This window comes from Agreia sp. PsM10, from assembly GCF_030433855.1.
In the GTDB taxonomy this organism is placed as follows: domain Bacteria; phylum Actinomycetota; class Actinomycetes; order Actinomycetales; family Microbacteriaceae; genus Agreia.
The window spans coordinates 114,437-134,966 of record NZ_JARUXC010000003.1 but is presented as its reverse complement, the minus strand read 5'-3'; the positions used below and the strand labels follow the sequence as shown (position 1 = coordinate 134,966).

The 20,530-nt window shown below is 66.6% G+C and carries 20 protein-coding genes; 3 read left to right on the top strand and 17 right to left on the bottom strand.

The features are described 5' to 3' along the window. Nucleotides 1–2: 2 nt before the first annotated feature. The 4 genes from ctaD to QCD70_RS04650 all read right to left on the bottom strand — a co-directional run bounded on the left by ctaD (nt 3) and on the right by QCD70_RS04650 (nt 4,684). Nucleotides 3–1,739, bottom strand: a complete 1,737-nt coding sequence (ctaD, locus tag QCD70_RS04665; RefSeq protein WP_055928496.1) for an aa3-type cytochrome oxidase subunit I — start codon at nt 1,737–1,739, stop codon at nt 3–5. Nucleotides 1,740–1,751: 12 nt separating this feature from the next. Beyond that, a complete protein-coding gene (ctaC, locus tag QCD70_RS04660; RefSeq protein WP_055928493.1) occupies nt 1,752–2,621 on the bottom strand; it encodes an aa3-type cytochrome oxidase subunit II in 870 nt (289 codons plus the stop codon). Between the two features lie 160 nt (nt 2,622–2,781). Next, nucleotides 2,782–3,144, bottom strand: coding sequence for an iron-sulfur cluster insertion protein ErpA (gene erpA, locus QCD70_RS04655; RefSeq protein WP_055950054.1), 363 nt, complete (start codon nt 3,142–3,144; stop codon nt 2,782–2,784). 109 nt (nt 3,145–3,253) lie between these two features. Further along, nucleotides 3,254–4,684 carry a dipeptidase gene (locus QCD70_RS04650; protein ID WP_301214009.1) on the bottom strand — a complete coding sequence of 477 codons (1,431 nt, stop codon included), beginning with the start codon at nt 4,682–4,684 and terminating at the stop codon, nt 3,254–3,256. Nucleotides 4,685–4,730: 46 nt separating this feature from the next. On the opposite strand from QCD70_RS04650, the gene QCD70_RS04645 reads away from it, so the two are divergent. Together QCD70_RS04645 and QCD70_RS04640 are read left to right on the top strand one after the other, a co-directional pair. Further along, nucleotides 4,731–5,300, top strand: a complete 570-nt coding sequence (locus QCD70_RS04645; protein ID WP_301214008.1) for a DUF3043 domain-containing protein — start codon at nt 4,731–4,733, stop codon at nt 5,298–5,300. Nucleotides 5,301–5,329: 29 nt separating this feature from the next. Then, complete coding sequence (locus QCD70_RS04640) at nt 5,330–5,773, top strand: YdeI/OmpD-associated family protein (protein WP_301214007.1); 444 nt, start codon at nt 5,330–5,332, stop codon at nt 5,771–5,773. Here QCD70_RS04640 and QCD70_RS04635 read toward each other — a convergent pair. From QCD70_RS04635 to hisD, 3 genes are read right to left on the bottom strand one after another with little or no spacing between them, the layout of a single operon-like run. After that, nucleotides 5,770–6,810 carry a quinone-dependent dihydroorotate dehydrogenase gene (locus QCD70_RS04635; RefSeq protein ID WP_301214006.1) on the bottom strand — a complete coding sequence of 347 codons (1,041 nt, stop codon included), beginning with the start codon at nt 6,808–6,810 and terminating at the stop codon, nt 5,770–5,772. The genes QCD70_RS04640 and QCD70_RS04635 overlap by 4 nt on opposite strands. Continuing rightward, entirely contained in the window at nt 6,810–7,298 is a 489-nt protein-coding gene (gene nrdR, locus QCD70_RS04630) for a transcriptional regulator NrdR (protein WP_301214005.1), read from the bottom strand. Before nrdR ends, QCD70_RS04635 begins: the two co-directional genes overlap by 1 nt. 11 nt (nt 7,299–7,309) lie before the next feature. Continuing rightward, nucleotides 7,310–8,626 (bottom strand): histidinol dehydrogenase, encoded by a 1,317-nt coding sequence (gene hisD / locus QCD70_RS04625; protein ID WP_301214004.1) that lies wholly within the window; start codon nt 8,624–8,626, stop codon nt 7,310–7,312. Between the two features lie 81 nt (nt 8,627–8,707). Here hisD and QCD70_RS04620 point away from each other — a divergent pair, with 81 nt between their 5' ends. Beyond that, complete coding sequence (locus QCD70_RS04620; protein WP_441004911.1) at nt 8,708–9,247, top strand: flavin reductase family protein; 540 nt, start codon at nt 8,708–8,710, stop codon at nt 9,245–9,247. Between the two features lie 3 nt (nt 9,248–9,250). Here QCD70_RS04620 and dnaE read toward each other — a convergent pair whose 3' ends face one another. The 10 genes from dnaE to murC all read right to left on the bottom strand — a co-directional run bounded on the left by dnaE (nt 9,251) and on the right by murC (nt 20,492). After that, complete coding sequence (dnaE, locus tag QCD70_RS04615; RefSeq protein WP_441004919.1) at nt 9,251–12,718, bottom strand: DNA polymerase III subunit alpha; 3,468 nt, start codon at nt 12,716–12,718, stop codon at nt 9,251–9,253. 116 nt (nt 12,719–12,834) lie between these two features. After that, complete coding sequence (locus QCD70_RS04610) at nt 12,835–13,758, bottom strand: RluA family pseudouridine synthase (protein ID WP_301214002.1); 924 nt, start codon at nt 13,756–13,758, stop codon at nt 12,835–12,837. Beyond that, complete coding sequence (lspA, locus tag QCD70_RS04605) at nt 13,758–14,333, bottom strand: signal peptidase II (protein ID WP_301214001.1); 576 nt, start codon at nt 14,331–14,333, stop codon at nt 13,758–13,760. The genes QCD70_RS04610 and lspA overlap by 1 nt, the downstream gene beginning before the upstream one ends. Then, complete coding sequence (locus QCD70_RS04600) at nt 14,323–14,973, bottom strand: DivIVA domain-containing protein (RefSeq protein ID WP_301214000.1); 651 nt, start codon at nt 14,971–14,973, stop codon at nt 14,323–14,325. The genes lspA and QCD70_RS04600 overlap by 11 nt, the downstream gene beginning before the upstream one ends. 127 nt (nt 14,974–15,100) lie before the next feature. Further along, nucleotides 15,101–15,409, bottom strand: a complete 309-nt coding sequence (locus tag QCD70_RS04595; RefSeq protein WP_055928464.1) for a YggT family protein — start codon at nt 15,407–15,409, stop codon at nt 15,101–15,103. A 7-nt stretch (nt 15,410–15,416) separates the two neighbouring features. Beyond that, on the bottom strand, nt 15,417–15,905 hold the full coding sequence (locus tag QCD70_RS04590; protein ID WP_055950028.1) for a cell division protein SepF: 489 nt from the start codon (nt 15,903–15,905) through the stop codon (nt 15,417–15,419). 41 nt (nt 15,906–15,946) lie between these two features. Continuing rightward, on the bottom strand, nt 15,947–16,618 hold the full coding sequence (locus tag QCD70_RS04585; RefSeq protein ID WP_301213999.1) for a YggS family pyridoxal phosphate-dependent enzyme: 672 nt from the start codon (nt 16,616–16,618) through the stop codon (nt 15,947–15,949). Continuing rightward, nucleotides 16,615–17,799, bottom strand: coding sequence for a cell division protein FtsZ (gene ftsZ / locus QCD70_RS04580; protein WP_055928456.1), 1,185 nt, complete (start codon nt 17,797–17,799; stop codon nt 16,615–16,617). The genes QCD70_RS04585 and ftsZ overlap by 4 nt, the downstream gene beginning before the upstream one ends. Nucleotides 17,800–17,967: 168 nt before the next feature. Next, nucleotides 17,968–19,083: an FtsQ-type POTRA domain-containing protein gene (locus QCD70_RS04575; RefSeq protein WP_301213998.1), complete on the bottom strand. Its 1,116-nt coding sequence runs from the start codon at nt 19,081–19,083 to the stop codon at nt 17,968–17,970. Further along, nucleotides 19,080–20,492 carry a UDP-N-acetylmuramate--L-alanine ligase gene (gene murC / locus QCD70_RS04570; RefSeq protein ID WP_301214221.1) on the bottom strand — a complete coding sequence of 471 codons (1,413 nt, stop codon included), beginning with the start codon at nt 20,490–20,492 and terminating at the stop codon, nt 19,080–19,082. The genes QCD70_RS04575 and murC overlap by 4 nt, the downstream gene beginning before the upstream one ends. Between the last annotated feature and the right edge of the window lie 38 nt (nt 20,493–20,530).

Below are 20,530 nucleotides of genomic sequence, written 5' to 3'. Positions count from 1 at the left end.
TCTTACTTCACCTTCTCGGATGCCGTGTCGTACGTCGGGGCGTCGGGCGCGTCTTTCGCCGGGCCCACACCGAAGGGGATGCCCGCCTCGGGGTGGTTGAGGTCGAAGGCCGGCGACTCGCTGCGGATACGCGGGATCGACGTGAAGTTGTGGCGCGGCGGCGGGCACGACGTGGCCCATTCGAGCGAACGCGAGTAGCCCCAGGGGTCGTTGACCGTGACCTTGGGAGCGCGGCGGGCCGTGATGTAGACGTTCAGGAAGAACGGCACCAGCGACGCGGCGAGCAGGAACGCACCGACCGTCGAGACCTGGTTCATCGATGTGAAGCCGTCCTCAGGCGAGTACGTCGCGTAGCGTCGCGGCATGCCGACGACTCCGAGCCAGTGCTGGATCAGGAACGTGGTGTGGAAGCCGATGAACAGCATCCAGAAGTGCCACTTGCCGAGCGTCTCGTTGAGCATCTTGCCGGTCCACTTGGGCCACCAGAAATAGAACCCGCTGAACATCGCGAACACCACGGTGCCGAAGACGACGTAGTGGAAGTGCGCGACCACGAAGTAGGAGTCGGACACGTGGAAGTCGAGAGGCGGCGATGCGAGGATCACGCCGGTGAGACCACCGAAGGTGAACGTGATGAGGAAGCCGATAGCCCAGAGCATGGGTGTCTCGAACGTGACCGAACCTCGCCACATGGTGCCGATCCAGTTGAAGATCTTCACACCCGTGGGCACCGCGATGAGCATGGTCATCAGGGCGAAGAAGGGAAGCAGCACCGAGCCGGTGACGTACATGTGGTGAGCCCAGACGGTGACCGACAGCGCCGCGATCGAGATCGTCGCGTAGATCAGCGTCTTGTAGCCGAAGATCGGCTTGCGGCTGAACACCGGCAGGACCTCGGAGATGATGCCGAAGAACGGGAGCGCGATGATGTAGACCTCGGGGTGGCCGAAGAACCAGAACAGGTGCTGCCAGAGCAGCACTCCCCCGTTGGCGGCGTCGTACACGTGGGCGCCGAGGATGCGATCGGCTCCGAGGGCGAAGAGGGCCGCTGCCAGCACGGGGAACGCCATGAGCACGAGGATCGACGTGACGAGGATGTTCCAGGTGAAGATCGGCATGCGGAACATCGTCATGCCGGGTGCGCGCATGGTGATGATCGTGGTGATGAAGTTGACCGCACCGAGGATGGTTCCGAATCCGGAGATGCCGAGTCCGATCACCCAGAGGTTTCCACCGTCGCCGGGCGTGAACGTCTCGCTCGAGAGCGGGGCGTAGGCGAACCAGCCGAAGGATGCCGCGCCCTGGGGGGTGAGGAACCCCGCCACGGCGATCAGGCTGCCGAAGCTGTAGAGCCAGTACGCGAAGGCGTTGAGTCGGGGGAAGGCGACGTCGGGCGCACCGATCTGAAGCGGCATCAGCACGTTGGCGAAACCGGCGAACAGCGGCGTCGCGAACATGAGGAGCATGATCGTGCCGTGCATCGTGAAGAGCTGGTTGTACTGGTCCTTCGTCTGCAGGATCTCGAGACCGGGCTCGAAGAGCTGGGCGCGGATGACGAGCGCCATGACCCCGCCGAGGCAGAAGTAGATGAACGAGGAGATCAGGTACATGTACCCGATGGTCTTGTGGTCGGTGGAGGTGATCCACTTGACCAGCACGTTGCCCTTGCGCTCAGCGCTTCGGGACTGTCCGTCGGTGAGCGTCTGACCGGTGGTCGGCGCTACGGCTGTGGTCGTCATCGTTACGTTCCCCTACTCCGCTACCCGGGGCGACGTCGTGCCGGGGAGGTTCTGATTTCTGTCGTACTCGTGTCCGAGCTGGCCGTTGAATCCGGCGTCCTTCAGAGACTGGATGTACGTGTCGTACTCGTCTTGCGAGACGACCTTGACGTTGAAGAGCATGAGCGAGTGGTACTCGCCGCACAGCTCCGCGCACTTGCCGCTGTACGTGCCCTCACGCTCCGGCGTCACGTACATGTAGTTCGTCTTGCCGGGGATCATGTCTTTCTTGTAGAGGAAGTCGATGACCCAGAAGGAGTGGATGACATCGCGAGCCTCGAGCTGGATCTCGACCTTCTTGCCCACCGGCAGGTACAGCGTGGGGATCTCGGACTCGACCAGGCTGCCCTTGGCGTCGTCGGGGTCGGGCTGGCCCTGGATGCCGGCGGAGTAGACGTCTTCGTCGACGTAGTTGAAGTCCCATGCCCACTGCTTGCCGTAGACGGCGATCGTGACGTCGGGGTCGTCGTACTTGGCCTCGATGGCCGACTGGTCACGGGCGGTGAAGGCGAAGAAGCCCAGCACCAGGATGAGCGGAACGACCGTGTAGAAGATCTCGATCGGCATGTTGTAGCGCAGCTGGGCGGGGAGGCCCGTCTGGCCGCGGCGACGACGATAGACGATGACCGCCCAGAGCGTGAGGCCCCAGGTGATGACTCCGACGATGAGGAGCACGATCCACGACGTGACCCAGAGCCCGATCACGCGATCGACGTTGTTCGTCGTTCCCGGCTCGGTGGGCAGCCACCCCTGCAGCTGCTGCTGAGTGCAGCCGGCGAGGAGGAATGCGAGGGTGGCAGCAATGGGAATTGCGGCCCAGCGGAGACGTCGAGAGCGCACCAGTGACCTTTCGGAAGACTGTGGAAGGAACTACCCACAAGTGTAGAGAACCGAGGCCTAGCCTACTCGACATAACACGCCCGCCTGAATCCACGAAGGGAGCCGCTTGACAGCGACTCCCTTGAGGAACAGCGGATCTCCGGGCCTCGTGGGACCCGAATAATCAGTGGAACGAATCGCCGCAGGCGCAGCTTCCTCCGGCGTTGGGGTTGTCGATCGTGAACCCCTGCTTCTGGATGGTGTCCTCGAAGTCGATGGTGGCTCCGTCGAGGTACGGCACACTCATCTCGTCGACGATCACCTCGACCCCGTTGTAGTCGACGACGGCGTCTCCGTCGAGCTGGCGCTCGTCGAAGTAGAGCTGGTAGATGAGGCCCGAGCATCCGCCCGGCTGCACGGCGACGCGCAGGCGGAGGTCTTCACGGCCCTCCTGCACGAGCAGGCTGCGCACCTTCTCGGCGGCGGCGTCGGTGACGCCCACGCGGTGGCTGGGCGCCTCGGTCTGGGTCATTGTGGTGTCGCTCATGGCTGCTCCTAGGAAGTCGGGAAAGCACGTGCGGCGCTGAGCGCGGGAGACCCGCTCACGAACGTCGGTAGTGGTCAGTCTAAACACGCAAACCGTGCGTGGGCGGATTTCATTCCGAGAGCTGGGCGAGAGTCTTCTCGTTCAGTCGCGCCAGAAGAAGGGCCTCACTCAGGATCGCGCGCTTGAAGACGCCCAGGTGCTGCGACTCGTTCGGGCTGTGCGCGCGGGTGTCTGGGTCCTCGACGCCGGTCACGAGGATCTGCGCGTCGGGAAAGACGCGGGAGAGATCGGAGATGAACGGGATGGATCCGCCGATGCCGGTGTCGACCGGATCGACACCCCAGCCGTCCTTCATGGCCGCCTTGGCCTCGCGTACCGCCCAGCCGCTGGTGTCGACGAGGAACGCGTCGCCGAGGTCGACGTCGGTGATCTCGAGGGTCGCTCCGAAGGGCGCATGGGCACGCAGGTGCGTCTCGATGGCGGCGAACGCCTCGCGCGCCTTCTGCCCGGGGGCGATGCGCGAGCTGATGCGCACGGCCACCTGGGGCAGAAGGGTGTTGGATGCGTTCGCGACGCTGGGTGCGTCGATCCCGGTTACCGTGATGGCCGGCTGGAACCAGAGCCGCGACAGGATGGCGCCGTGCCCGACGCTCCGCACTCCCTCGAGGAACCCTGCTTCCTCGGCCAGCTGATCCTCGGGATACTCCGGGGTCGCACCCTGCGTTCCGACGAGGCCGTCGACGGCGACCGACCCGTCTTCGCCATGCAGCGACGCGAGCAGGCGGACGGCTGCGAGCATCGCATCCGGCGCCGCACCCCCGAACATGCCCGAGTGCGACGCGTGCTCGAGGGTGCGCACCGTCAGCTTGAACGTGACGTTGCCGCGCAGGCTGATGGTGAGGGCCGGGGTGTCGACGTTCCAGTTGTCGGAGTCGGCGACGACGATGACGTCGGCCTCCAGCTGCTCGCGGTGCTTGTCGAGGAATGCTGCGAAGGAGCGCGAGCCGAACTCCTCTTCTCCTTCGATGAAGACGACCAGACCCAGGTCGAACTCGTTCTGCGTCGCCTCGACCAGGGCGCGCACCGACGCGATGTGCGACACGACGCCGGCCTTGTCGTCGGATGCCCCGCGCCCGTACAGACGGTCGCCCCGGATCGTGGGTTCGTAGGGCGCCGACTGCCAATCGGCCTCGTCGCCGGGGGGCTGGACATCGTGGTGCGCGTAGAGCAGCACGGTGGGGCGCCCGTTCTTCGCCGCCCTCGTCGCCAGCACGGCGGGCTGTCCGAGACCACCCTCGGGCGTCTCCGCCTGCGACGTGACGACGGAGTCGAAGGCACCGGTGTCGTCGAGCAGCGCGGCCACCGCCGCTGCGCTCTGGGCGACGAACGACCGGTCGAAGGCCTCCCACGACACCGACGGGATGCGCACGAGGTCGGTCAGGTCGGAGATGGATGCCGGCATGTTGCGCTCGACGATCTCGCGCACCGTCTGCTGCGCTTCGCTGCCGTGTGAATTGATCGTGCCCGTGTTCTCAGTCATAGAGGTAAACTTTATCCTTCTGCACTTTTCGGCAAGGACGTACCTCGTGGCCAAAGACAAAGCACCCGCTCTCGACGCGCAGCTCGACGACGCCCCGCTGGGCGGCAAGGGTCACGCGACCCCGACGCGCAAGGAGCGCGAGGCCGCGAACAGGCGTCCTCTCGTCGCCGGCGACAACAAAGAGGCCCGCAAGGCGTCGCGCGCGAAGCTGCAGGAGTCCCGCGACAGGGCCCGCATCGGCATGGCCAACGGCGAGGAGAAGTTCCTCCCGATCCGCGACAAGGGTCCCCAGCGCCGCTACATCCGCGACTACGTCGACGCACGGTTCAGTCTCGGCGAGGTCATGATCCCGGTGATGTTCGCCGTCATCCTGGCGACCCTCGTTCCGAACCCGACCGTTCAGACGGCCCTGATGCTCGCCCTCTACGCGTTCGTCGTTCTCGTGGTGGCCGACAGCCTCCTGCTCGGCTGGCTCGTCACGCGCAAGCTCAAGGCGAAGTTCGGCGACGACCGCGTCGAGAAGGGCGTGCGCTGGTACGCGGCCATGCGCGCCCTGCAGCTGCGCCCGCTCCGCCTGCCGAAGCCGCAGGTCAAGCGCGGCAAGTACCCGGTCTGATCCACGGGCCTCGACCCAGGCGAAACGACATGGCTGCTCTCGTGAAGTTCACCACGACCATCGTCCTCGACGGCAACAACACCGGCATCGAGGTTCCCGCCGACGTCATGTCCGCTCTCGGAACGGCGAAGCGGATCCCCGTCGTCGTGACCGTGGGAGGCCACAGCTATCGCAGCAGCGTCGCGCCTTACAAGGGCCGGCTGATGATCTTTCTCAGCGCGGCGAACCGTGAGGCGGCGGGCGTCTCCGGCGGCGACGAGGTCGAGGTCGCCCTCGAGCCCGACACCGCCCCCCGCGAGGTCGCCGTTCCCGCCGACCTCGCCGGCGCTCTCGATGGCGACCCTGCCGCGAAGGCCCGCTTCGACGCGCTCTCGTACAGCAATCAGAACCGCATCGTGCTGCCGATCGAGTCGGCGAAGACCGAGGCCACGCGCCTCCGCCGGATCGACGCCGCGCTGGCCGAGCTCCGCTAGGCGCTCTCCGCCGCGAGCAGTCTGTCGAGCCCGCGATTGATACGGCGCGCCCACAGGGGCCCGAGGTAGAGGAACGCGGTGTAACCCTGAACGAGGGTCGCGCCCGCTCTAAGCCGCTCGACCACGTCGTGCGCCGTCTCCACCCCGCCGACGGAGATCACGCAGAGCTCCGCAGGCACGACCGCCCGGATGAGACGCAGCACGTCGAGGGATCGCGCCGCCAGAGGGGCGCCTGAGAGCCCGCCCGCACCGGCTGCCGCCACGATCGTCGGGTCTGTGCGCAGGCCCTCGCGGGAGAGGGTGGTATTCGTGGCGATGATGCCGTCGAGGCCCAGGTCGACAGCGAGCCGGGAGACCCGCTCCACCTCGTCGTCGGTGAGGTCGGGCGCGATCTTCACGAGCAGCGGTGTCGAGCCGGCCTCGGTCTTGACCGCCTTCAGCAGCGGCTCCAGCTTGTCGATCTCCTGCAGGCCGCGAAGCCCCGGGGTGTTCGGGGAGCTGACGTTCACCACCAGGTAGTCGGCCACCGGGGCGAGCGCCCGTGTGCTCGAGATGTAATCGCCGATCGCGTCGTCGACATCGACGATGCGGCTCTTGCCGATGTTGACCCCGATCACGGGTCGGCCCGGATACGCGGTCGCCCGCGCCACTCGAAGCGAGGCCTCGGCCGCTCCCCCGTTGTTGAACCCCATCCGGTTCACGACCGCCCGGTCGGCGATGAGACGGAACAGGCGGGGCCTGTCGTTCCCCGGCTGCGGATGCGCCGTGATGGTACCCACCTCGACATGCCCGAACCCGAGTGCACCCAGACCCTGGATGCCGCGGGCATCCTTGTCGAATCCGGCCGCCAGTCCGAACGGGGTGGCGAAGTCGAGACCCAAGGTCTTCACGGCGTGCGTCGATCTCGACGCGGTGAATCGTCGGACGATGCCGCCGATGCCGAGGCGCGGTATGAGACGGATCACCGTGAACGCGAGGTGGTGCGCGCGTTCGGGGTCGAGGCGGGTCAGGACGAGGGAGAAGAGAAGCGCATACATCACTCGACCGTGGTCTGCTTCTCGTCGGAGGAGCGTGACGCCGCGTGCTCGACACGCAGCAGGGTGATGGCCTCTTCGAAGTCTTCGAGCGAATCGAAGCCCTGATACACGCTCGCGAAGCGCAGGTAGGCCACCTCGTCGAGCTCGCGCAGGGGCTGCAGGATGGCGAGACCGATATCGTTCGCCTCGATCTGCGCGGCTCCGCTGAGGCGCACGGTCTCCTCCACGCGCTGGGCGAGAATCGCCAGGTCGGAGTCGGTGACGGGTCGACCCTGGCAGGCCTTGCGCACTCCGCTCACGATCTTGTCGCGGCTGAAGGGCACGACGACACCGCTGCGCTTGATCACGTTGAGGCTTGCGGTCTCGGTGGTGCTGAAGCGTCGGCCGCATTCCGGGCACTGGCGCCGACGGCGGATCGCGAGGCCGTCGTCTGTCGTTCGAGAATCGACGACCCGGGAGTCGGGGTATCGGCAATATGGGCAGAACATGGGGAGAAGGCCTACCTGTCTGTGGATTCGAAACGCGCGGCCACGGCCTCGGCGTGCGCCGGCAGGTTCTCCGACTCGGCGAGGGCGTGGATTCGGCCGCTGACCTCTCGGAGGGCCGCACTGTCGTAGCGGATGACCTGCTGAGGACGGAGGAACGTGTAGGCGCCGAGGCCTGAGGAGAACCGGGACTGGCCCCCGGTCGGGAGCACGTGGTTCGAACCGGCGAGGTAGTCGCCGAGGCTCACGGGAGAGTACGCACCCAGGAAGATCGCCCCGGCACTGTGGATCGCGGGAAGGAGTGCGTCGGGATCGCTCGTCTGGATCTCGAGGTGCTCGGGACCGTAGGCGTTGCTGAAGTCAGCCGCCGCCGCGAGGTCGTCGACGAGCACGATGGCCGACTGCACGCCGTCGAGCGCCACGGCCACCCTGTCGGCGTGACGCGTGGACCGTGCGGCGTCGTCGAGCAGCGACCGAACGGAGTCGGCGAGCCGGGCCGAATCGGTCACGAGCACAGCCGCGGCGAGCTCGTCGTGCTCGGCCTGGCTCACCAGGTCTGCCACGACGAACGACGCGTCCGCGCTGTCGTCGGCGATGATGAGGATCTCGGTGGGACCTGCTTCGGAGTCGATGCCCGCACGCCCGTGCACGATGCGCTTGGCAGCGGCGACGTAGACGTTGCCGGGCCCGGTGATGACTTGAACGGGGTCGAGGCCGAGCGACGGGATGCCGTGGGCCAGGGCGCCGATCGCGCCGGCGCCGCCCATGGCGTAGACCTCGGTGATGCCGAGCAGACCCGCCGCGCCGAGGATGGTGGGGTGCACCGATCCGCCGAACTGCTTCTGCGGGGGCGAGACGAGGGCGATCGAGGAGACCCCGGCAACCTGCGCGGGAACCACGTTCATGACGACGCTCGACGGGTAGACCGCCTTGCCGCCGGGCACGTAGAGACCGACCCTGTCGACAGGCTGCCACCGCTGCTCGACGAGCGCTCCGGGGCCGAGGCTCGTGGTCGTGGGCGGGGGAACCTGGGCGCGCGTGGCCTTGCGAACCCTGTCGATGGCCGACTCCAGGGCGGTGCGCACCGCGGGGTCGAGCTGTGCGACGGCGTCGTCGATCTCGCTCTGCGAGACCCGGATGGACGCCGGCGCGACGCCGTCGAACCGCAGGGCCTGGTCGAGGATCGCCTGCTCTCCCCGAGCGACCACATCATCGATCAACTCCTGCGCGGCGAGCTGCGCGACCGACACATCGGTCAGCGAACGGGGCACCAGGTCGCTGAGTTCGGAAGGGCTAGGCTTGTGACCTCGGAGGTCGATCGTCTGAATCATGGCCTGTTCATTGTATTAGCCGTTCCCCGGTGTCCTCTCCTCGGGGAATAGCCCACCCTCCGTGCCGCGTTGGAGGAATGCGTGACCGATAGCACCGAGCCCGACGCCCCCGAGGCGACCCCCAGCCAGCCGCAGACACCCGACGATCTCCTGGCTTTCAAACAGGCGTTCCGGCGTCATGCCGCCGGCGTGGCCGTGGTGACGGCGCTCTCCCCCGAGGGAGATCCCGTCGGCTTCACCGCCACGTCGTTGTCGTCGCTCTCCGCGGTGCCGCCCATGGCGACCTTCAACATGGCCCGCTCGGCCAGCGCGTGGCGCGCGATCTCCGAGACCGAGTTCGTCGCCATCCACATGCTCGGTTCGCGTAACCGTCCGGTGGCGGAGATCATGTCGGGCGATCACTCGCTGCGATTCGCGGGCGACCACTGGCACCGGGGGCCGCACGGCCTGCCCGTGCTCAAGGACGTGACCGCGTGGATGGTCGGCCGGATCATCGGGCGCATGCCGCTGCACAACAACGCGGTCGTCGCCGTTCAGATCGAGCAGGGCGGCCTCGGCGACGACGACGAGGCCCTGCTGTATCACGAGCGCTCCTACCGGCTGCTCGGCGACCACGCCTAGCCGTCAGGCGAGGCAGTTCGGCCCGAGGAGCGACTTCAGCTCTCCGTAGAGGTCGGCCGAGACGCGAACCGGGTAGGGAATCTCGAACACCCGGGCCGTCTGGCCCTTGACGAGCTTGAGCCGAACCTCGGTGTCGCCCGAGTGACGGATCAGCACGTCGTTCAACGCCTTGACCGTGTCGGTCGTCGCACGAGCCTCGGTCAGGGAGATCTCGACCGGGCCGAAACCGCCCGCCTGTCCGAGGTCGGGCGAGAACAGGCTGAAGGCGTGCAGGTTCAGACCGTCGTCGCGCATGCTCACGCGCCCCCGCACGACGACGATGGAGTCGTTCGTCAGCGCCGGTGCGAACTCCTGGTAGGACTTGCCCATGAACATAGCCGTGACCTCGCCGCCGAAGTCCTCGATCTGGATCATGCCGTACTGGTTGCCGCTGTTGCGTGCCGTGCGGTGCTGCACGTTCGTGATCAGGCCCGCCACCGTCACCTGGTCGCCGTCCTGCGTGTGCTCGCTCGCGAGCAGATCGGTGATCGAGGTCGAGGCGTGCTTCGCCAGAGGTATCTCGAGGCCGGCGAGGGGGTGGTCCGACACGTAGAGGCCGAGCATCTCGCGCTCGAACGCCAGTTTGTCGCGCTTCGTCCACTCGGGACGCTCGGGAACCTGGCTCTCGGTCTGCGGCTCGTCCCACAGGCTGTCGAAGTCGAAACCGACCTGGCCGTTGGCCTCGGCCCTCTTGTCGCTGACCGCGCTCTCGACGGCATCCTCGTGGATCTCCATGAGGGCGCGGCGCGACGATCCGAGCGAGTCGAAGGCGCCCGCCTTGATCAGCGACTCGATCGCCCGCTTGTTCGTGACGGGCAGGGGAACCTTGCGCAGGAAGTCGTGGAACGACTCGAAGCGGCCCTTCTCCTCGCGGGCGTTCTTGATCCCGTCGACGACGTTGAACCCGACGTTGCGCACGGCGCCGAGACCGAAGCGGATGTCCTCCCCCACGGCGGCGAAGAATCCGATCGACTCGTTGACGTCGGGCGGAAGCACCTTGATGTTCATGCGACGGCACTCGTTGAGGTAGATCGCCATCTTGTCTTTCGAGTCGCCGACGCTCGTGAGAAGCGCGGCCATGTACTCGGCGGGATAGTGGGCCTTGAGGTAGGCGGTCCAGTACGAGACCACGCCGTACGCGGCCGAGTGCGCCTTGTTGAAGGCGTAGTCGGAGAAGGGCAGCAGGATGTCCCAGAGTGTCTGGATCGCGGCCATCGAGTAGCCGTTCGCCTTCATGCCCGCGGAGAAGCCCTCGAACTGCTTGTCGAGCTCGGACTTCTTCTTCTTGCCCATCGCGCGGCGCAGCAGGTCGGCCTGGGCCAGGGTGAAGCCGGCCAGCTTCTGGGCGATCGACATGACCTGCTCCTGATAGACGATCAGGCCGTAGGTGGTTCCGAGCACCTCGAACAGAGGCTCTTCGAGCTCGGGATGGATGGGCGTGATCGGCTGCAGCGCGTTCTTGCGGAGCGCGTAGTTGGTGTGGGAGTCGGCACCCATGGGGCCGGGCCGGTAGAGCGCGAGCACGGCCGAGATGTCTTCGAAGTTGTCGGGCTTCATGAGCCTGAGAAGGGAGCGCATGGCGCCACCGTCGAGCTGGAAGACTCCGAGGGTGTCGCCGCGGGCCAGGAGCTCGTAGGAGGGCACGTCGTCGAGTTCGAGGTCTTCGAGGACGGGCCGGTGACCGCGGTTCGACTGGATGTTGTCGAGCGCGTCGTCGATGATCGTGAGGTTGCGGAGCCCCAGGAAGTCCATCTTGATCAGGCCGAGCGACTCGGCAGCAGGGTAGTCGAACTGGGTGACGATCTGGCCGTCCTGCTCCCGCTTCATGATCGGGATGATGTCGATCAGGGGCTCGCTCGACATGATGACGCCGGCGGCGTGCACGCCCCACTGCCTCTTGAGGTTCTCGATGCCGACGGCCGTGTCGAACACGGTCCTGGCCTCCGGGTCGCTCTCGATGACCGCGCGGATGTCCGAAGCCTCCTTGTAGCGCGGGTGCTTCGTGTCGAAGATGCCCGAGAGGGGGATGTCCTTTCCCATGATGGGCGGCGGCATCGCCTTGGTGAGCTTGTCGCCCATGCCGAAGGGGAAGCCGAGCACGCGGGAGGAGTCCTTGAGGGCCTGCTTCGCCTTGATGGTTCCGTAGGTCACGATCTGGGCGACGCGCTCGTCGCCGTACTTCTCGGTGACGTACTTGATGACCTCGCCGCGGCGACGGTCGTCGAAGTCGACGTCGAAGTCGGGCATCGAGACGCGGTCGGGGTTGAGGAACCGCTCGAAGATCAGCCCGTGGCGGATCGGGTCGAGGTCGGTGATGTTCATGGCGTACGCGACCATCGATCCCGCGCCGGATCCTCGGCCGGGACCGACACGGATGCCGTTCTTCTTCGACCAGTTGATGAAGTCGGCGACGACGAGGAAGTAGCCCGGGAACCCCATCTGCAGGATCACGCCGGTCTCGTACTCTGCCCGTTCGCGCACGTCGGTGGGGATGCCGTTCGGGTACCGCGCGGCGAGCCCCGTCTCGACCTCTTTGACCAGCCACGTGTCTTCGGTCTCGCCCTCTGGCACCGGGAACCGGGGCATGTAGTTGGCACTGGTGTTGAAGACGGTCTCGCAGCGCTCGGCGATGAGCAGCGTGTTGTCGCAGGCCTCGGGGTGGTCGCGGAACAGATGCCGCATCTCCGCCGCCGACTTGAGGTAGAACTCGTCGGCGTCGAACTTGAAGCGGTTCGGGTCGGACAGCGTCGATCCGGACTGCACGCAGAGCAGGGCGGCGTGGCTCGTCGCATCGTGGGCGTGCGTGTAGTGCAGGTCGTTGGTTGCAACGAGCGGCAGGTCGAGCTCCTTCGCCAGGCGGAGCAGGTCGGGCATGATCTGGCGCTCGATGCCGAGGCCGTGATCCATGATCTCGGCGAAGTAGTTCTCCTTGCCGAAGATGTCGCGGTAGTCGCTCGCCGCCTTGCGCGCCTCCTCGTACTGGCCCAGTCGCAGGCGCGTCTGGATCTCGCCGCTCGGGCATCCGGTGGTCGCGATGAGTCCCGTCGAATACATGCTGAGGAGCTCGCGGTCCATGCGGGGCTTGAAGTAGTAGCCCTCGATCGACGCCCGGGACGACAGGCGGAACAGGTTGTGCATGCCCTCCGTCGTCTCGGAGAGCAGCGTCATGTGCGTGTACGCACCCGATCCGGAGACGTCGTCACGACCGGAGTTGGGACCGCCCCACTTGACCCGGGTCTTGTCGCCGCGAGCCGTGCCCGGCGTGATGTAGGCCTCTGTTCCGATGATCGGCTTGATGCCGGCCTCGGTCGCCGTCTTCCAGAAGTCGAAGGCGCCGAACACGTTTCCGTGGTCGGTCACGGCGACCGCCGGCATGCCCTGTTCGACGGCCGCCTCGATCAGCGGTTTCACCCGCGCCGCGCCATCGAGCATCGAGTACTCGCTGTGCACGTGAAGGTGGACGAATGAATCGTGGGAAGGCACAGATAACTCCGACTACAGCTGGGTGAGAGGACTCAAGTTTACGACGGCTCCCCCGGCGAAGGGCCTCAGTCGGCTCGGAGAATGTCGAGCGCGTGCTGCAGATCGAGCGGATACTCCGACTCGAACGAGACGTACTCGCGGGTTCTCGGATGCACGAATCCGAGCCGCTTGGCGTGAAGCCACTGGCGTGTCAGCCCGAGACGTGCCGAGATCGTCGGATCGGCGCCGTACATGGAGTCGCCGACGCACGGATGCCGTTGCGCGGCCATGTGCACGCGGATCTGGTGAGTGCGGCCGGTCTCGAGGTGGACCTCGAGAAGCGACGCCGACGGGAAGGCCTCGAGGGTCTCGTAGTGGGTGACACTCGGCTTGCCGGCCGCGGTCACCGCGAACTTCCAATCGGAGCGCGGGTGGCGCCCGATGGGAGCGTCGATCGTGCCCGCAAGCGGGTCGGGATGGCCCTGCACGACGGCGTGGTAGATCTTGTCGACCTCTCGGTCGTGGAAGGCCTTCTTCAGCCAGGTGTAGGCGTCTTCGCTCTTCGCGACGACCATCAGGCCGCTCGTGCCGGCGTCGAGGCGATGGACGATGCCCGCGCGCTCGGATGCGCCGCTCGTGGAGATGCGGAAGCCTGCACCCGCAAGCGCGCCGAGAACGGTCGGTCCGGTCCAGCCGACGGACGGGTGGGCGGCGACGCCGACCGGCTTGTCGATCACCACGATGTCATCGTCGTCGTAGACGATGCCGAGGTCGGGCACGTCGATCGGAACGATCTGCACCTCGGTCTTCGGGCTCCACGTGACCTCGAGCCACGAGTCGGCCCGCAGACGGTCGGACTTGCCGACGGGTGCGCCATCGACGGTCACTCCGCCTGCGTCGAGGATCTCAGCCGCGAAGGTGCGCGAGAATCCGAGCATCTTCGCCAGTGCCGCGTCGACCCGGGAGCCGTCGAGGCCGTCCGGAACCGGGAAGGAACGGCTCTCCGCCATCAGGAGTTCTCGCCGGCTCGAGTCGCGGGCGACTCCTCGAGCTCGGCGTCCTCTTCGCCGGAGCGAGCGGGACGGGACCCGTCGAGGCCCACCCCGCGAAGGGTGAGGATGAGGAAGAGTCCCATGCTGACGACGATCGCCGTATCGGCGATGTTGAAGATCGCGGGCAGCAGGGGGATGCGGAGGAAGTCGACGACATGGCCGATTCCGAAGCCCGGCTCGCGGAACAGACGGTCGGTCAGATTGCCGAGCACTCCCCCGAGCAGCAGGCCGAACACGATGGCCCAGCCGAGAGAGCGGATGCGCCGTGCGAACCAGACGATGAAGACGGTGACCGCAGAGGCGAGGATCGAGAAGATCCAGGTGTAGGCGTTGCCGATGGAGAAGGCAGCGCCCGGGTTCTTGACGAACTGGAACTGGAGGAGGTCGCCCAGAACTGGGACGACCTCATCCGGTTTCAGCGTTGTGACAACGAGGTACTTGGAGCCTTGATCGAGGATTAACGCAGCGATTGCAACGAGAACCAGGACGATCAGGACCCTGGGACTGGCCTTCGCGGCAGTCCTAGCCTCCAAAGCCGGTGTAGCTCGGTGCGGCGGACTTGGATCCGCCCTCGGTGCCTGAGGAGTCGAGCTCGCGGAGCTGGCCCTCGATGTAGCTCTTGAGCTTCACGCGGTAGTCCTTCTCGAACGAGCGCAGCTCGTCGATGCGGTGCTCGATGCCGGCCTTCTCCTGGTTGAGGCGGGCGAGATCGTTGCGCTGCTTCGTCTCGGCCTCGGCGACGATGCGTGCTGCCGTCGCGTGACCCTCGGCGATGAGTGCGTCGCGCTTGTCTGCACCCTCTTTGACGTGCTCGTCGTGAAGACGGCGCGCGAGCTGAAGCAGGTTGGTGGTCGAGGCCGCATCGTCTTCGACCGAGGTCGGAGCAGCGGCGACGGGAGCCGGAGCGGCGGCCACGGGCTCGGGGACGACCTCGTCGGCCACGACGGGCTCGTCGGCGACGGGCTCGGCCACGACGGGCGCATCGACGGCCGCCGAAGGGGCGGATCCGCCGGAGGAGAGCTGAGCACGAAGCTCCTCGTTCTCCTGGGTCAGTCGACGGAGTTCTACGACGACCTCGTCCAGGAAGTCATCGACCTCGTCCTGGTCGTAGCCCTCGCGGAACTTGGTCTGCGCAAAGCGCTTGTTAACAACGTCTTCTGGAGTTAACGCCATGTTCTTCCACCTTTATTACTTTTGACGAACGGGATATCGCTAACCAACGCTAGCAATAAACACGGCGCTGAGCAGGAAAGCCCTCGTCGCACGTGTCTCGATTGTGCATGACACACCCTACAACGAGCTACACCGAATACCTGACGAAGTTCAGGATCGACATGGCGATGATGACGAGCAGCATCACGATGCTCCAGCCGAAGTCGAAGGCGACCGGGCCGAGCCTGAGAGGCGGGATGATGCGCCGGAAGAACTTGATCGGCGGATCGGTGACCGTGTACGCGACCTCGGCCACGAACAGCACGAACCCCGCCGGACGCCAGGATCGCTGGAAACTCTGCACGAGATCGAGGACGAAGCGCCCCCACATGAGGAAGAAGTAGACGAGCAGCGCGTAATACGCGACTGACGCGATGATGATGACGAGTGAACCCACTCGTCAATTATGACTGGACGAAGAAGGAAGACTCCGCACGGGTGTCCGTCGTGGTGTCGCCCGAGACCGAGACGTGCGACGGCGAGAGCAGGAAGACCTTGCTCGTGACGCGCTCGATCTTGCCGTAGAGACCCTGCGAGAGGCCGCCGGCGAAGTCGATGAGGCGGCGCGCGTCGGCATCCGTCATCTGCGACAGGTTGATGATGACGGGAATGCCCTCGCGGAAGTTCTCGGCGATGACCTGCGCATCTTTGTACTGCTTGGGGTGAACAGTGAGGATCTCGTTCATTTCAGTGGGTGCCACGTTCTTCTGGATGTGCGTCTTGCGCAACGGAGTCACCGGAGCTCGGGTTGCGGCAGGTGCAGCGTGCGTCTGAGCTGAGTGGGATTGGGGAGCGGGAACCGGGGCGACGGGACCGGGGGCGGGAGTTTCGTACTCCAGCTCTTCGTCCGCCAGGCCCAGGTACACCATCGTCTTGCGAAGCGGGTTGGCCATTGTGTTCCTCCGGTATGTGGTTCAGGTGCCTAGTCGAAAGATTAACCGTCCGTCGGACGATTTCCCGTGATTGCGGTGCCAATTCGTAGGTGTGTCGCCCCTTCGGCGATGGCCTCCTCGAAATCGGCGGACATACCCATCGAGAGCGAGACGGCGTCGGGTGCGACGAGCCGGATGCGATCGGACAGTTCGCGCACGTGCGCGAATGCCGCGCGGGGGTCGGCTCCGATGGGCGCGACCGCCATCAGGCCCTCGAGCCGGATGCCCGGGGCTGCCAGGGCGTGCTCGACGAGGTCGTCGAGGGCGCCCGCAGCGACTCCACCGCGCGCGGGATCGTCGGTGAGGTTGACCTGGAGGAACACCCGCGTCTCGGTCTCGTCTGAGGCGAGGGCGTCGATCAGTGAGGCCCGATCGACGGAATGGATGACGTGGGCGTACGCACGTACCTGGCGGGCCTTCTTGCCCTGCAGCTGCCCGACGAAGTGCCATCGCAGATCAGCGAGGTCGGCGAGCTCTGCCGCCTTGTCGCGCGCCTCCTGATGCCGGTTCTCGGCGACATCCCGAACGCCGAGACCGTGCAGCTCACGGATGAGAGCGGAGGGATGGAACTTCGTGACGGGGATGATCGTGAGATCCGACGCGCTCCTGCCCGATCGGGCCGCGGCCTGCGCGACCCGATCGGTGACCTCGGAGAGCCTCGACGAGAGGGTCACTTGAGGAAGTCGGGGACGTCCAGGTCGGTGTCGTCGTCCTCCGACGCGGGATCGAAGGCGACGGCACCCGTGAGGTGGTGCTCGCCCGTCTGCGACCAGGCCGGAGCCGGAGTCTCTGCAGGCTCCTCGGCGTGGCGGACCGGCGCCAGGGTGGAGATGGCGGTTCCGCCGGGACCGTACGGGTCCTTCTCGTCGGCCGACGCGACGAAGCTGCCCCGCCTCTGCTCGGTGGCGTCTCCCCCGTCGAAGCCCGCGGCGATGACCGTGACGCGCACCTCGTCGCCGAGGGTGTCGTCGATGACCGCACCGAAGATGATGTTGGCCTCGGGGTGCACGGCGTCTTGGACAAGTTTGGCGGCGTCGTTGATCTCGAAGATTCCGAGGTTCGATCCGCCCTGGATCGACAGCAGCACGCCGTGGGCGCCTTCGATGCTGGCCTCCAGAAGCGGCGATGCCACGGCGAGCTCGGCCGCCTTGATGGCACGGTCGGCGCCACGGGAGGAGCCGATGCCCATGAGGGCGGATCCGGCGCCCTGCATGACGCTCTTCACGTCGGCGAAGTCGAGGTTGATGAGCCCGGGTGTGGTGATGAGGTCGGTGATGCCCTGCACGCCGGCGAGCAGAACCTGGTCTGCGGTGGAGAACGCCTCGAGCATGCTGATGCCGCGATCGCTGATCTCGAGAAGCCGGTCGTTGGGAACGACGATGAGGGTGTCGACCTCGTTCTTGAGGGTCGCCACGCCGTCTTCGGCCTGCGACGCACGACGCTTGCCCTCGAAGCCGAAGGGCTTGGTCACGACACCGATCGTGAGAGCGCCGATGGATTTGGCGATCCGCGCCACGACCGGCGCGCCACCGGTACCGGTTCCGCCGCCCTCGCCCGCGGTGACGAAGACCATGTCGGCTCCGGACAGCGCCTCCTCGATCTCCTCCGCGTGATCTTCTGCGGCTCGTCGGCCCACCTCGGGGTCGGCGCCGGCGCCGAGGCCACGCGTGAGCTCACGACCGACGTCGAGCTTGACATCGGCATCGCTCATCAGCAGCGCCTGGGCGTCGGTGTTGATGGCGATGAACTCGACGCCGCGCAGTCCGAGCTCGATCATGCGGTTGACGGCATTGACGCCGCCGCCGCCGATTCCGACAACTTTGATGACTGCGAGATAGTTCTGGTTGGTTGTCACGTCCGGCCTCCGCTGGAACCCTAAACCTCTAGCTGAGACTTAAAGTTATATCGAGTATGCATTTCTTGTTTCGAACCTAAGGGGATCGCCCTGTCCTGCGTCTCCACAGGCCCCGCGTGTCGCGAACTGCCGGAGGAAAGCGACGCGGGCGACAGGGATCGTGCGCGATCAGTGGGTGATCGGAGCCTCGGGCGATGAGACGTCGTATTCCGTGACATTCGGGATGCCGGGATTCGAGATCATGCTCCCGACGATGCGCGCCTTAAGGGCCGAGTCCTCAGCGCTGCCCCACACCACACGCTGCCCGCTCGTCAGCACCAGGGTCACGGAATCGGGAGTGGGCGCGCTCACCGAGTCGACCTGGGCCAGGAACTCGGGAGTGAGCGCGAGGAGGACCGAACTCGCCGCAGCGAAACCGGGCGAATCCACGGGCGTGGCGGCCGTGTCGATGATCGGGTAGCCCGCGGCCCGCTCTGGGGTCGTCTCGACGACGACGCCGGCGGCATCCACGAGCGTGAAGGCACCGTCGACGGCGACCGTCACCACCGGCCGCCTCTCGACGATCCGTATGACAAGCGTGTCGGGCGGCCGGGCCTCGGTGACGTAGCTCTGGATCAGCGGGAAGGTCTCGAGCGTGCTCTTCACCTCGCCGAAGTCCACGAGGGTCAGGGGCCTTCCCAGTTGGTCGTCGAGAGCGGCCGACACCGCGGCGGGGTCGACGCGGGATGCTCCCTCCACCGTGATCGTGCGCACGGCGAGCAGGGGCGAATAGGCGGTGAGCACCACGAGCAGCACGAGGGCGACGGTGCCGGCGAGGGCGATCAGGTATCTGCGACGACGAGTGCGGGTGGCCTGCGTGAAACGCCTGGCCTCGGCGCGCTCGTACCTGCGGCGGCGCCTCTCGGCGTGGGCGAGGTTCTTCTGCGCCTCGCGCTCCGACTCGACGGTCGGGTCGGTGCGGCGGGTGAGCCACCACGGTTTCGACGCGGGGTCGTCGTCGCTCTCCCCTCCCCCGCTCCTGCCGGGCGCCTCGTCGAGCGGGTCGATCGATACCTCGGGCAGCGGTGGGGGGTCGCGGAGTGGTCTGTCCGTGGCCGGCGGCGTAGCACCGCCGGTGGGAATGACGGCGATGGGCTCGGTGATCGCGTCGACATCCGACGCGGCCTCGCGCTTCGGACGTCGAAGCACGGGACGCCGGGTGGAACGCCCGTCCTGTGAGGCGGGCGGCGTCTCGGCGGGAGGAGGCCCGGCCGGCGGCGGGGTCACGCCAGGAGGTCGTTTCATGCCGCGGGCGGCGCCTGGGTCTCGCGGGCGAGGGCCTCGAGCAGCTGCGGCACGATGAGGTTGACGTCGCCGCAGCCCAGCGTGACGACGTAGTCGCCTTCTCGCGCGATCGACGCCGTGAAATCGGCGGCCTGCTGCCAGTCGGCGATGTAGCGCACGGCGGAGGGGTCCTCGAACCGCTCGGATACCAATGCGCCCGTGACTCCGAGAACGGGGTCTTCGCGGGCCCCGCATACATCGAGCACGACCGTGAAGTCGGCGGTGCGCTCGAGCGTCTCCGCGAACTCCCCCGCCATCAGCTGTGTACGAGAGTAGAGGTGCGGCTGGTGCACGGCGATGATGCGTCCGTCTCCCACCACCGTTCGCGCCGCCGTGAGAGCCGCGGCGACCTCGGTGGGGTGATGCGCATAGTCGTCGTAGACGCTGACGCCCCGCACCGTGTCGTGCAGCTCGAACCGGCGACCGGTTCCGCCGAACCGGCCCACGGCATCCAGGATCTGAGAGGCCTCGAAGCCCATGCCGACCAGTACGGCGAAGGCGCCGGCGGCGTTCAGCGCGTTGTGCCGTCCCGGCACGAGCAGCGTGCCCGCGTAGTCCTCGCCCAGGTAGCTGATCTGGAAGGCGACCACGTCGCCCGTCTCGACCGAGTGCAGCCGCACGTCGGCGCCGTCGCTCTCGCCGAAGGTCAGCACCCGACGGGCGTCGAGTCGTTCGGAGACGCGGACGGCGCCGGCATCGTCGGCCGAGATCACGACGAGCTCGGACGCCTCGTCGGCGAACCGCACGAATGCGTCTTCGACCGCCTGCACGGAACCGTAGTGGTCGAGGTGGTCGGGATCGACGTTGGTGATGAGCGCGACGGCCTTGTCGTACAGCAGGAAGGAGCCGTCGGACTCGTCGGCCTCGAGCACGAAGATGTCGCCGGTTCCGCTCGCGGAGCTGGTGCCGAGCGCGGAGATCACTCCCCCGTTGACGAAGCTGGGCTTCTGGCCGAGCTCGATCAGGCCGGTCACGATCATTCCCGTCGACGTGGTCTTGCCGTGGGCTCCCGCGACCGCGACGAGACGATGGCGACCCGCGAGCCAGGCGAGGGCCTGGGAGCGGTGCAGCACCGGAATGCCTCGCTCTTTCGCGAGGAGATACTCCGGGTTGTCGGGCCAGAGTGCGCTGGTGACGACGAGCGTGTCCGCATCTCCCAGGTTCTCGGCGGCGTGCCCGATGCTGATCGTGGCGCCGAGGTCGCGGAGGGCACGAGTGCCCTTCGACTCCTTCGCGTCGGAACCGGAGACCCGGAGTCCCGCCTCGACCATCAGCCGCGCGATGCCGCTCATGCCCGACCCGCCGATTCCCACGAAATGCACCGCGCCGAGTTCGGTGGGTATCTGCTGGCTGAGGTCTGGCTTGATCACGGTGCTGGGGCTCATCTCTTCGAACGGAACCGGACACG